An 11,637-nucleotide genomic window follows, 5' to 3' on the forward strand; every position below is an offset into this window, starting at 1 on the left:
TTGCCCGGATTATGGGCGAAAGCCCTTCGCAGCGGCAAACCAGGCGCTATGCTCGGCCGATGACGACGACCCTCGACGACCTCCTGCAGCACCTGCGCCAGCCGCAGGTGCGTGACCTGGCCTGGACCCTGCTCTCCCCCGCCCTGCTCGACGGGCGCACGCTGCCGCTGCGCGATCCGCTGGCCGCGAGCATCTGGCGGGCCGAGCCACCACGGCTGGTCGACTGGCTGCTGCACCAGGAAGCCGAGCCGACCACCCTGCTCGCCTATCTGGCCGGCGGATCCAGCCGCCTGGGCCGCTACTACGAGCGGCTCTGGCAATTCGCCTTGCAGGCGGCACCGGATGTCCAGCTATTGGTCGCCGGCCTGCCGGTACGCCAGGCCGGACAGACCCTGGGCGAGCTGGATCTACTGCTGCGCGATGACCAGGGCACACACCACCTGGAGCTGGCGATCAAGCTGTACCTCGGCCCGGAGCAGGCCGCCGGAGATGACGCCGACAACTGGCTGGGACCGGCCAGAGAGGATCGCCTGGGCCTCAAGCTGGAGCATCTGCGCCGGCACCAGCTGCCGCTCGCCAGCACGCCGGCCGGCCGCCAGGCACTGGCGGCATTGACCGAAGAAGCACCGCGCTCGGCGGCCTGGCTGGCAGGCTATCTGTTCTATCCCAGGGCACAGGCCTGCGCGGCCCCGGTGGGCAGCGCCCAGGGCCATCTGCGCGGGCGCTGGCTGCATCGTCGTGACTGGCCGCATGCGGCCGAAGCCGATCGACACTGGCAAATGCTGCCCCGCCAGCACTGGCTAGCGCCGGCACGGCTGGAGCAGGCCGAAGTGTGGGACGAAGCAACTCTGGAGAACTGGCTGACTCAACTAGCAGCCGATGCGCCGGCGCAGTTGCTGGTACGCCTGGAACAGTGCGGGGAAAATGACTGGCAAGAGCGTGAGCGACTGTTTCTGGTCAGCGATGACTGGCCGGGGCCCTGAGCGCTCAGAGGGCGATCTCGACCTCATCGATCTTCCAGCCATCCTCCCAGACCAGAATCACCTTGTGTTTCTCAGGCTCGGCCGCGGCCTTGCCACAACTGTCGGTCTGCGCGTACAGGAGTTCGGCTCGTTGTTCCTGCACCTGCTGCGATTGCAGCTGCAGGGTCTTGCAGCGCGCGACTTCACGAGAAAACTGCAGATAGCTGGCGATCATCTGCTCCCGTCCTGACTCTCCCGCCGGCAGAGCTGCCAGGCGTGCCTCGACCTGAGCACGCTTGCGCGCGGAGAAGTGGGCGGCGTCATCGGTAAACGAGATGCCGTCGATCACCCGCTGGTTATAACGCTCATAGAACTGGCTGGGTGACTCGGGCTCGGCACAGCCAACCAGCAACAGCGCAATCCAGATCCATTGGAATTTCATCGTTCAGCTCCTCAGTGGCTGCGCTCGGTGCGTCCACCGGAACGCGCCAGATAGCCCGGACCGCTCTCGCACAGCAGTCCCGCGCGCTGCACCGCCGGCAGCGCGTCGAGACCGTCGCGCAGGGCGTAGGCGGAAAAGCCCAGTTGCGACAACAGGAACACCGCGCTGGCGCTGCGCTTGCCGCTGTCGCAGTAGCACAGGTAGGTCTTGCTCTTGTCCAGCAGGCGCACTTTCAGGCGCAGCAGGTGCAGTGGCATGTTCAGCGCCTGCTGGGCATGCGCCTGCTCGTACTCGGCCTGCAGGCGCACATCCAGCCACTGGGCACCGCTCGACAGCAGACGAGCCGCCTCGCCGAAGGACACCTCGTCGACCACCGGCGCCTTGAGCAGAGCGAAGAAGTCCTGGCGATCCAGGCGCAGTACCACGCCGGGTTCGATCAGGGTGACGGTGGCGTTGCGCGGCTGATCGGACAACAGGGCCTCTTCACCGAAGCAGGCCCCGACCTCCAGCTCGGCCAGGACCTGGCGACCGGCGTCGCCGCCGCGGAATACCTCGGCGCGGCCACTCTTGAGGAAATAGCAGCAGTCGCCCGCCTCACCTTCGACCAGCACACGGCTGCCGGCCGGCAGGTCGATCGGCCGCAGGCGATCGAGCATGGCGCGCACATTGGCCGGAGGTACCTTGGTGAACAGCGGGTTCTCCAGCAGGCGCTCCAGCCATTCGACATCGTCGCCGTTGCTGCCCAGATCGAGCAGCAGGTCGTGGTAGGCCAGGCGCCAGGTGAGCAGACGACTGAGGTTGGCCGAATCGAGCATCAGCACGCTGGCATCGCTCAGCGCACGCACCTCGTGCTGGCGCGGCAGGCTCGGCGACAACGGATGGCAGCTGGCCTCGCTGCCGGCCTGCAGACGCTCCTCGCCGCCGGCGGCATCGCGCAGCATCAACTCGCCGGACAGCAGGTAATAGGTGGTCCGGGCCTGATCGCCCTGGCGGAACAGCAGCTGGCCGGCCAGCAGGTGCTGCGGCACCAGTTGTGGACGCAGCTCGCGCCACTGCTGCTCGGAAAGCACGTTGAGCGGAGTAAAGCTGCGCAGCTGTTCGGGATTCAGCGGCTCGGTCATCGACACCTGTCCTTCATTATTCTCGGCGCACTGCGGCCAGTTCTTCCAGGCGTTGGGCCATGGCCCGGCGCCCCTGCAGGCCTCCGGTGTGGAGCAAGAGCAGGCGCGTACCCGGAGCAAAGTAACCGGCCTCCACCTCGTCGCGCAATGCCAGCAGCGCCTTGCCGGTATAGAGAGGCTCCAGCGGCAAGCCGGCGCTACGCTCGCCATCGTCGATGAGCTGCGCCAGGCGCGCATCCACCTTGCCGAAACCGCCCAGGCTGGCGTCCAGCAAACGATAGCCGCGATCAGCCAGACCGGCCTCGCCCAGCATGGCCGGCACGGCCTGCTCCACCCCATGCCCGGGCGGCACGGCCATAGCGACATGCACCATCCGTGCGCCCTGCTCGCCCATCACCAGGCCGGCGGCCGTGGTGCCGGTGCCGGCGGCCAGCCACCAGCCGTGGTAGTCGGCCCAGCCCAGCGCACCCAGTTGCTGCCTGGCCATCTCGACGATCGCCGCGCAGGACCTTGCCGCCAGCAGCCCGCCTCCGCCCTCGTCGACGGGCAACAACTGCGGGTAGCGCTCGCGCCAGGGCTGCCAGAAGTCAGGGCTGTGGCGCCGGCGATAGCCGCCATAACCGAGCCAGTGCAGCTGCATGCCGAAGGCCTGCAGGTCGCGCACCGTTGGCGTGTCCTGCGCCTCGCCGCGCAGCAGGCCGACGGTGGCGAAGCCGAAGCGCTGGCCGGCCGCGGCCAGGGCATGCAGGTGATTGGAGTGGGCACCGCCCAGGCTGATCAGCCCGTCGGCACCAGCTGCGGAGGCAGCCTCGATGTGCGGCCTGAGCTTGAACCATTTGTTGCCGGACAGCAGCGGGTCAAGCAGATCGAGGCGCAATACAGCCAGCTCGACGCCGGCCCGTACCGACCAGTCGAATGAAAGTGCTTGCAGGGGCGCAGCAGGAATCCAGTGCGGAGCGGTGAAGGGCATGCGGATGAATCCGGTCGGAGTCAGGCGCCGCAGTGGCGGCGCCTGTGATGATAACCGGATGCGGCGCCTCAGCTGACGGTGCGCAGCCGCGCGCCGGCCTTGTGCCGGGCGCAGCAGTTGGATTCGCCGACCACAAAGCGACTGGGCGTCTCGACCCGGTCGATCGGCATGGCGCAGCGCTCGCCGGACGGCAGGCTGGCCTCGCAGGTCGGCTGCTGGTAGTGCGCCAGCCACTGGCGGTATTGCTCCTCGGAAACGAAGCACTTGGCCGCCGCGTAGCTCATGGGGTTGTTCTGGTAGCGGGCGATGTCCTGCAGCGGGATGGTCAGGTGGCCGGCACCCGGGTGGTAGACGACGAAGACCACGCCGAGCTTGGCCAGGCGCTCGAGAATCTGCTCGCCGCCCTGGCTGGCCAGCTCGTCACGCTCACGCTTGAGACGTTCCAGCTCCTGTTGCAGCTGCGTCTCCTGCTCGGCACGGTAGGCCAGCTCGACGTCGCGGATCGCCACCTGCTCGCGGGCCTCGGCCAAGGCAGCGGCAACTCGCGCCTGCAGCTCGGAGTCGAACTGGGAGCGCAGGATATCGGCCTCGGTGCGGCCATGGCGTTCCAGATCGCGCAGCTGTTTGGCCAACTCTTCGCGGGTCTGCTGCATGCTGTCGGCCTGGGCCCCGAGCTGCGCCTTGAGGTTGTTGTTCAGTTCCTCCTGCTGCCGCAGCGCCTGGTGCAGGTTGTGGATCTCGGCCTGCAACGCCCGCTGGCGCTCCTCGCCAGCCAGCTTGAGGCGCGCCAGCTCCTCCTCGTACTGCTTGCCCAGGGTACTGATGCGCAGACGCTGCTGCTTGATCAGCTGGGCAGTCTTCAGGCGATGCTCCTGCTCCTTCTGCTCGGCCCGCTTGTCGGCCTCCTCGCGCGCGGGATCGGGTGCCTGCCACTTGTCTTCGGCAGCCACCTGCAGGCGCTCGGCCAGCACCACCGGGGCGTCCTCCTCCACCAGCAGGCCGAGGGCGTTGCGCTTGGCGGCATCGCGCACCAGCACCAGGTCGTTCTTGCCGGGCGCCAGGCTCGGGTCCCACAGGTGCATCTGGTGCCAGGACACCGGGCACTGGCTGCGGCAGGCCAGGCGGATCGGGCCTGCGCCCAGGTCCGGGCCACGCCCGGCATTGTCGGCCAGGTGGCGCAGCGGCAGGTTCCAGCCCTTGTCGGCGGCGCCGTGCTCGTCGAAATCCAGGTAGAAGAACACCACGGCGCGCACCAGCAGGCGCGGATTGATCAGTACATAGGCCAGGCGCATCTGCTGATCGGCGAACTCGGGCATGTTCACCACGTTGTCGAGCAGCGCCTCGAATTCGGGAAACAGCATTTCCTTGCAGACGCCGCGGTCATTGAAGAACAGCACCGCTTCGACCATCTGCGCTTTGTTCTGCATGCTCATGGATTTCCCTCAAGGCCATCAGGATCACGATCGGCGTACTACGGATCTGACCGTGCACGTGCATAACCTGCGAAGCAGGCGCAATCCCTTGTTTCGGGCAAGTCTAGGGGAAAAAGTAACGCGGGCAATGTGACTAGGTTGGCAGGCACCCGGCCACTATCCGGCTAGGGAGCAGTGGCAGGACGAAAGTGTGACGGGTTGGGCGTTCAGGCCGGCTTGGCCGCCAGGTACGGAGCCAGACGGCGCCCCATCTCCTCGCCGAGGGCCGCCAGACCGCTCATCGGACGCACCATCACTTCGAACTCGACGATCTTGCCGGCTTCGTCGAAGCGGATCATGTCGATGCCCTTGAGCTCGCGCCCGCCGACCTTGGCGGAAAACTCCAGAACCACATTGAGGCCATCGGCGCTGACCAGCTCACGGTGATAGGCGAAGTCCTCGAACACCTGCAGCACGGTATTGAGAATCAGGTTGACCACCGGCGCGCCCGGATAGGGGTTGTGCGCCATGGGCGAGCGGAACACCGCCTGCGGGTGCAGCAGCTCCGGCAGCGGGCTCAGGTCCTGGGCGGCGACGAACTGGTGCCAGCGCTGCAGGCTGGCGGCTGCGGCGGGTTGCAATTGAAGATCGGTGGACATCGGCTTCTCCTTATTGTTGTGAGCCACAAAGAAAACGCCCCGCACTGGGCGGGGCGTCTGTCGATCAGAGTTCGGCGGCGAGGCGCGAGCCCTGGTTGATCGCGCGCTTGGCGTCCAGCTCGGCGGCCACATCGGCACCGCCGATCAGGTGCACCTTCTGCCCGGCGGCCTCCAGGCCTTCCTGCAGCTCACGCAGCGGGTCCTGTCCGGCGCAGACGATCACGGTGTCCACCGGCAGCAGCTGCGACTCGCCCTCGCCGATGCGGATGTGCAGGCCGGCGTCGTCGACCTTGAGGTACTCGACCGAGTTGAGCATCTGCACGTTCTTGTTCTTCAGACCGGTACGGTGGATCCAGCCGGTGGTCTTGCCCAGGCCGTCGCCGACCTTGGACTTCTTGCGCTGCAGCAGGAACACCTCGCGCGCCGCCGGATGCACCTCGGCCTTGATCCCGGCGATGCCGCCACGGGCGTCCAGCGCGGTGTCGATGCCCCACTCTTTCCAGAAGGCTTCGCGGTTGAGGCTGGTCGCCTCGCCGGCATGGGTGATGAACTCGGACACGTCGAAACCGATACCACCGGCGCCGATCACCGCGACCTTCTGGCCAACCGGCTTGCGCTGCAGGATGGCGTCCAGGTAGCTGATCACCTTGGCATTGTCGATGCCCGGGATGGCCGGGGTGCGCGGCACGATGCCGGTGGCCAGGATGATCTCGTCGAAGCCACCCTTGACCAGGTCGTCGACCGAGACGCGGGTGTTCAGGCGCAGGTCGACACCGGTGGTTTCCAGCTTCTTCTTGAAGTAACGCAGGGTCTCGTAGAACTCTTCCTTGCCCGGCACGCACTTGGCCACGTTGAACTGGCCGCCGATCTCGCCGGCCGCGTCGAACAGGGTCACGCTATGGCCACGCTCGGCGGCCACGGTGGCGGCGGACAGGCCGGCCGGGCCGGCGCCGACCACGGCGATCTTCTTCACCGTGGTGGTGGGGATGTAGTTCAGCTCGGTCTCGTGGCAGGCACGCGGGTTGACCAGGCAGCTGGTCAGCTTGCCGCCGAAGGTGTGGTCCAGGCAGGCCTGGTTGCAGCCGATGCAGGTGTTGATCTCGTCGGCACGGCCGGCGGCCGCCTTGTTGACGAAGTCCGGGTCGGCGAGGAACGGGCGGGCCATGGACACCATGTCGGCGTCACCTTCGGCCAGTACCTGCTCGGCGACTTCCGGCGTATTGATACGGTTGGTGGTGCACAGCGGGATGCTGACTTCGCCCTTGAGCTTGGCGGTGACCTTGGTGAAGGCCGCGCGCGGGACCTTGGTGGCGATGGTCGGGATGCGCGCCTCGTGCCAGCCGATACCGGTGTTGATAATAGTGGCGCCGGCCTTCTCGATGGCCTTGGCCAGGGTCACGATCTCGTCCCAGGTGCTGCCGCCCTCGACCAGGTCGAGCATGGACAGGCGGTAGATGATGATGAAGTTCGGGCCCACGGCCTCGCGAATGCGGCTGACGATCTCCACCGGCAGGCGCATGCGGTTCTCGTAGCTGCCACCCCAGCGGTCGGTACGGTGGTTGGTGTGGGCGACCAGGAACTGGTTGATGAAGTAGCCTTCCGAACCCATCACCTCGACGCCGTCATACTCGGCCTGCTGGGCCAGCTTGGCGCAGTTGACGAAGTCGTTGATCTGCTTCTGGATGCCGTCCTCGTCCAGCTCGTTGGGCTTGAACGGGTTGATCGGCGCCTGGATGGCGCTGGGCGCGACCAGCTTCGGGCTGTAGGCGTAGCGGCCGGCATGCAGAATCTGCATGGCAATCTTGCCGCCGGCCTCGTGCACCGCGCGGGTGACGATCTTGTGCTTCTCGGCCTCTTCCGGGGTGGTCAGCTTGGCCGCACCGGCGTAGACACCGCCTTCCTCGTTCGGGCCGATGCCGCCGGTGACCATCAGGCCGACGCCGCCACGGGCGCGCTCGGCGAAGTAAGCCGCCATGCGCTCGAAACCATTGGGCTTCTCTTCCAGGCCGGTGTGCATGGAGCCCATCAGGGTACGGTTCTTCAGGGTGGTGAAACCCAGGTCCAGCGGGGCCAGCAGGTTCGGGTAGGCGTTGCTCATGGTCATCTCCACAGCGTCGGGCTTGTCACGGGCTGCCACGCACTGATGCGCGCGTGGTCGTTGTTGCGGCAGACGATAAAGAGCCGTCGTCAGGCGCTCAATGATCTAAATGCACAACTTATTGATCATAAATGACAGCACGACTAGGCAAGGCCGTCGCCTTGGCCTAGTCTGGCACCGTCTCTCGCACCAGGTTTACCCATGCTCACCCTGCTCCGCCGCAGCCTGCTCGTGCTGCTCGCCTTGGCCCTGATCGCCTACGCCACCTGGATCCAGTGGCGCCCGACCAGTTTCTTCCTCAGCGACCTGCGCAGCTCGCTGGCCTTCAGCCAGGGCCAGGACAGCGGCCGTGGCAACCTGCTGGGCATTCAGCCGGAACTGCAGGGCGCCGACTACCGCAGCGCGCTGCACCTGCACCGCAAGCTGTCCGCCTACCTGGACCAGGCCAGGCAGCAGGGCCTGCTCAACCCGAAGACGGTGGTGGTGCTGCCCGAGCATATCGGCACCTGGCTGGTGGCCGTCGGCGAGAAGCGCGAAGTGTTCGCTGCCCGCGACCTGGCCGAGGCACGCATCTGGCTGGGTCTCAGCCACCCACTGGAGCTGCTGCGGGCACTGTTCGCCAACCAGGGCACGGCGCGCTTCAGTGATGCCCTGCTACGGATGAAGGCCCGGCAAATGGCCGACGACTACCAGAGCCTGTTCGGCGGCCTGGCCGAAACCTATGGCGTGAGCATAGTCGCCGGCTCCATCGTGCTGCCCGAGCCCAGCGTGGTCGACGGCGTGCTGCAGGTCGGTGATGGCCCGCTGTACAACGTCAGCCTGGTGTTCGGCAGCGATGGCCTGCCGCTCGGCCAGCCGCAGCGCAAGGTACTGCCGCACCGCGAGGAGGACAGCTTCACCGCCGCAGCCTCCGACCAGGCCCTGCAGGTGGTGACCACTCCGGCCGGACGCCTAGGCGTATTGATCGGTACCGACAGCTGGCGCGCGGAGAGCTATGCGCCGCTGATCGCCCAGCAGGTCGAACTGCTCGCCGTGCCGGCCTACCTGCCCGGCAACGGCCACTGGAATGAAGTCTGGAGTGGCACCCCCAGCGACCTGCGCAGCCGCGCCAATCCGCTCAGCGAGGGCCAGGCCTGGCTGCATCACTCGCTGCCCATGCAGCTGGCGCCGAGTGGCGCGCGTGCCGGCATGGCGGTTTTCCTGCGCGGCCAGCTGTGGAACCTCGGCAGCGACGGGCGCAGCCTGGCGGTGACGCCAGCAGGCACGCAGCTGGTGGAAGAAGCCCCAGGCGCGCGCCTGTTCAACCTGTGGCTGTGACGTGAAACCGGCCCGCGTGCGCCTCGGCGACCTCTCCGTCGCCTTCGTCCATGGACTGGTGGATGCCCTGGCAGAAAAGGGCATCGCCGCCGACGAGCTGCTGCGTCAATTCCGCCTGGACGATGCGCGCCTGGCCCTGCCGCGCGAGCGCCTGTCGATCCCGCGCTACATGCGCCTGGGCCACAGTGCCATCCAGCTGTGCGGCGATGCCGCGCTGGGTCTGGAGATGGGTCGCCACAGCCGCATCGGCCAGGCCGGCCTGGCGGGCGTCACCGCCGCCCAGGCGCCGACCCTGCGCGAGGCCGCGCGCACGCTGATCCGCTTCGAGCCGCTGTACGCCCACAACTACCGCGGCCAGTCGAGCTTTGTCGAGGACGCCAGCGGTGCCTGGCTGAGCTTCTACTCGATCAGCCCGTACAACGCCTTCAATCGCTTCGTGGTGGATTCGGTGCTGTCCAGCTGGCACCACCAGCTGGGCGCCCTGCTCGGCGGAACGCTGGCACTGGAACGCGTGGAAATCGAATTTCCCGCGCCGGACTATGCCGAGCGCTATGAACGCTGCTTCGGTTGCCCGGTGGAGTTCGGCGCCGGGCACAACCGCCTGCGCCTGGGCCTGGGCAGCCTCAACCAGGCACTGTCGCAACACTGCCCGAGCACCTGGCAGCAGATGCTGGAGCTGGCCGAGCGCGAGCTGGAACAGCTGACCCGCACCCGCAGCCTGCGCGAGCGCATCATCCACCTGCTGGGCCCGATGCTGCACGGCCGCGAGCCGGAACTGGAAGAAGTGGCGAGCAAGCTGCAGCTGCCGAGCTGGACGCTGCGGCGCAAACTGGCCGAGGAAGGCACGCAGTTCCGCACCCTGCTCAATGAAACGCGGCGCGACCTGGCAATGGCCTATATCCGCGATACCGAACTGGCGTTCGGCGAAATCGCCTACCTGCTCGGATTCGCCTCGGCCGAGGCCTTCCAGCGCGCCTTCAAGCGCTGGAGCGGGCAGACGCCCGGAGAGTTTCGCCGCGGCCAGCGCCTGCAGCCGAGCTAGACAGCGGCCTCACAGCTCGGTGGCGTCCTCGGCAGGCTCGGCCGGGTCGTGATCGATGGCGTGGGATTCCAGCAGCTCTTCGACGTAGTCATCCATTGGGGCTTCCTCCTGTCGTTGGTCGAGATTGAAACAAAGACCATGCCAACAGACTGAAGATTCCCGATGACAGCGCGATGACGGCAGAAAATTTTCCGCCAGATGCGAAAAGCCCCCAGCTCTTGCGAGCTGAGGGCTTCTCTTTATATGGCGCAGCGGACGGGACTCGAACCCGCGACCCCCGGCGTGACAGGCCGGTATTCTAACCGACTGAACTACCGCTGCGCGTCGGTTCTCGCAAGAGACATGGTGGGTGATGACGGGATCGAACCGCCGACCCTCTGCTTGTAAGGCAGATGCTCTCCCGGCTGAGCTAATCACCCGAGTAGCCTTGCGAGGTGGCGAAATTTACGCACCCCCCTCTCCTAAGTCAACACCCTGCTTGAATTTTTTTCTTCGGGGCGATTTTCAGGAGGCTTTTCACGGTGCCCGATCCGGGTGCCGCAGGCACCCGAGTGGTGCACGGGAGTCAGCCGGCACGCAGCAGCAGGCGGGTGCTGACCAAGCCCTTTTCCGCCCGCTCCAGCCCCGCTTCCTCGACCCGCACGCCCTGCTCCTCCAGGCTGATCAGCCAACGCAGCAGACGCGCGAAGTCGGTGGGCTGCAGGCTGACCTGCAGGCCGCCATCGCCCTGGTTGTCCAGGCGCTCGATGTTCAGGCCCTGGCCGGCCGCGCTGCCGGTGATCAGCCCCTGCAGCGCGGCGGGGTCGATATTGACCTGTGGCTTGCCCTGCAGTGCCCGCACCTGCGGCGCGTGCTCCTGCAGATAGGCATGCAGCGCACGCTGCTGCTGCAGGAAACCACGGGCCTGCTCGAGGTTCTGGCTGACCGGCCGCCACAGCAGCAGATACAGCAGCACCAGCAGCAGGAAGCCACCGAGCAGGCCCAGCGCCAGGCGGTCGCGCGGCGGCAGCGCATGCCAGCGCGCGACAAGGGGATTGCTGGCGAGTTGAGCCTGCAGGCGCATGGTCAGATCGCTCATCCGTTACCTCCGATCACCAGGCGTGCGCTGACGCCATTGTCTTCCCGGCTCGCCGAGCCCATGTCCACCGCCAGCCCGGCTTCCTGCAGGCGCGTGCGCAGGCTCTCCAGGGCGGAGAAATCACTGGCCTGCAGGTTGAGCGCGAGGTCGCCGCGCTCGGCGTTGAAGTCCAGCTGCTGCACCTGGACCCGCGCGCCCTCCTCGCCTATCGCCGCAGCAGCCTGGTCGAGCAGCTGCAGCAGTTGCTGCTGGCCACCACCCTGCGCCTCGGCCAGGTGCTGGTCGAACTGCGCACGCAGGTTGATCAGCTTGCTGTCCTCGGGGAACAGCTCGCGGTACAAAGCCTCGCTGGCCTCGGCGTAGCGCTCGCCCTCACACTGCAAGTACCAGCCCTGGGCCAGGTTGAAGCCCCACTGCAGCACCAGCCACAGCCCCAGCAGCGCCGCCAGGGGACGCCAGCGCGCCCAGTGCCCGGACGGCTCGCGACGGGCAAACGGCCCCTGGGCCAGGTTGCACTCGGCCTGCTGGCGGGCCAG

The 11,637-nt window shown here is 67.0% G+C and carries 11 protein-coding genes and 2 tRNA genes; 3 read left to right on the forward strand and 10 right to left on the reverse strand.

Features of this window, described 5'->3' with window-relative positions:
• Window positions 1-11 precede the first annotated feature (11 nt).
• On the forward strand, window positions 12-983 hold the full coding sequence (locus tag PA6_RS04510) for a DUF1853 family protein (RefSeq protein WP_169728640.1): 972 nt from the start codon (window positions 12-14) through the stop codon (window positions 981-983).
• Window positions 984-987: 4 nt separating this feature from the next.
• Here the strand turns inward: PA6_RS04510 and PA6_RS04515 are convergent, their stop codons facing one another.
• The 6 genes from PA6_RS04515 to PA6_RS04540 form a co-directional block, all read right to left on the reverse strand.
• A complete protein-coding gene (locus PA6_RS04515; RefSeq protein ID WP_021699698.1) occupies window positions 988-1,404 on the reverse strand; it encodes a hypothetical protein in 417 nt (138 codons plus the stop codon).
• Between the two features lie 11 nt (window positions 1,405-1,415).
• Window positions 1,416-2,525 (reverse strand): cyclic nucleotide-binding domain-containing protein, encoded by a 1,110-nt coding sequence (locus PA6_RS04520; protein WP_021699699.1) that lies wholly within the window; start codon window positions 2,523-2,525, stop codon window positions 1,416-1,418.
• Window positions 2,526-2,541: 16 nt separating this feature from the next.
• A complete protein-coding gene (locus PA6_RS04525; RefSeq protein ID WP_021699700.1) occupies window positions 2,542-3,495 on the reverse strand; it encodes a 1-aminocyclopropane-1-carboxylate deaminase/D-cysteine desulfhydrase in 954 nt (317 codons plus the stop codon).
• A 68-nt stretch (window positions 3,496-3,563) separates the two neighbouring features.
• Entirely contained in the window at window positions 3,564-4,928 is a 1,365-nt protein-coding gene (locus PA6_RS04530) for a hypothetical protein (protein WP_021699701.1), read from the reverse strand.
• A gap of 206 nt (window positions 4,929-5,134) precedes the next feature.
• Entirely contained in the window at window positions 5,135-5,566 is a 432-nt protein-coding gene (locus tag PA6_RS04535; protein ID WP_021699702.1) for a nuclear transport factor 2 family protein, read from the reverse strand.
• A 64-nt stretch (window positions 5,567-5,630) separates the two neighbouring features.
• The gene (locus tag PA6_RS04540; protein WP_021699703.1) at window positions 5,631-7,664 is read right to left on the reverse strand and encodes an NADPH-dependent 2,4-dienoyl-CoA reductase; all 2,034 of its coding nucleotides are present in this window, start codon (window positions 7,662-7,664) and stop codon (window positions 5,631-5,633) included.
• A gap of 201 nt (window positions 7,665-7,865) precedes the next feature.
• Here PA6_RS04540 and PA6_RS04545 point away from each other — a divergent pair, with 201 nt between their 5' ends.
• Entirely contained in the window at window positions 7,866-8,981 is a 1,116-nt protein-coding gene (locus PA6_RS04545) for a carbon-nitrogen hydrolase family protein (RefSeq protein ID WP_021699704.1), read from the forward strand.
• Between the two features lies 1 nt (window position 8,982).
• Window positions 8,983-10,023 carry an AraC family transcriptional regulator gene (locus PA6_RS04550; protein ID WP_021699705.1) on the forward strand — a complete coding sequence of 347 codons (1,041 nt, stop codon included), beginning with the start codon at window positions 8,983-8,985 and terminating at the stop codon, window positions 10,021-10,023.
• Window positions 10,024-10,267: 244 nt separating this feature from the next.
• Here PA6_RS04550 and PA6_RS04555 read toward each other — a convergent pair.
• The 4 genes from PA6_RS04555 to gspL all read right to left on the reverse strand — a co-directional run.
• Window positions 10,268-10,344, reverse strand: a tRNA-Asp gene (locus tag PA6_RS04555).
• A gap of 22 nt (window positions 10,345-10,366) precedes the next feature.
• A tRNA-Val gene (locus PA6_RS04560) sits at window positions 10,367-10,442 on the reverse strand.
• A gap of 146 nt (window positions 10,443-10,588) precedes the next feature.
• Window positions 10,589-11,101 (reverse strand): type II secretion system protein M, encoded by a 513-nt coding sequence (locus tag PA6_RS04565; protein ID WP_021699706.1) that lies wholly within the window; start codon window positions 11,099-11,101, stop codon window positions 10,589-10,591.
• Window positions 11,098-11,637: type II secretion system protein GspL (gene gspL, locus PA6_RS04570; protein WP_021699707.1), on the reverse strand; the 540-nt coding region annotated here is incomplete at its 5' end. The genes gspL and PA6_RS04565, both read right to left, overlap by 4 nt.

This window comes from Aquipseudomonas alcaligenes NBRC 14159, from assembly GCF_000467105.1.
Taxonomy (GTDB): Bacteria; Pseudomonadota; Gammaproteobacteria; order Pseudomonadales; family Pseudomonadaceae; genus Aquipseudomonas; species Aquipseudomonas alcaligenes.

Excerpts from the sequence above, each read along its gene's own strand:
- PA6_RS04510 (WP_169728640.1), top strand. The coding sequence starts at position 12 with ATGGGCGAAAGCCCTTCGCAGCGGCAAACCAGGCGCTATGCTCGGCCG.
- PA6_RS04515 (WP_021699698.1), bottom strand. The coding sequence starts at position 1,404 with ATGAAATTCCAATGGATCTGGATTGCGCTGTTGCTGGTTGGCTGTGCC.
- PA6_RS04520 (WP_021699699.1), bottom strand. The coding sequence starts at position 2,525 with ATGACCGAGCCGCTGAATCCCGAACAGCTGCGCAGCTTTACTCCGCTC.
- PA6_RS04525 (WP_021699700.1), bottom strand. The coding sequence starts at position 3,495 with ATGCCCTTCACCGCTCCGCACTGGATTCCTGCTGCGCCCCTGCAAGCA.
- PA6_RS04530 (WP_021699701.1), bottom strand. The coding sequence starts at position 4,928 with ATGAGCATGCAGAACAAAGCGCAGATGGTCGAAGCGGTGCTGTTCTTC.
- PA6_RS04535 (WP_021699702.1), bottom strand. The coding sequence starts at position 5,566 with ATGTCCACCGATCTTCAATTGCAACCCGCCGCAGCCGCCAGCCTGCAG.
- PA6_RS04540 (WP_021699703.1), bottom strand. The coding sequence starts at position 7,664 with ATGAGCAACGCCTACCCGAACCTGCTGGCCCCGCTGGACCTGGGTTTC.
- PA6_RS04545 (WP_021699704.1), top strand. The coding sequence starts at position 7,866 with ATGCTCACCCTGCTCCGCCGCAGCCTGCTCGTGCTGCTCGCCTTGGCC.
- PA6_RS04565 (WP_021699706.1), bottom strand. The coding sequence starts at position 11,101 with ATGAGCGATCTGACCATGCGCCTGCAGGCTCAACTCGCCAGCAATCCC.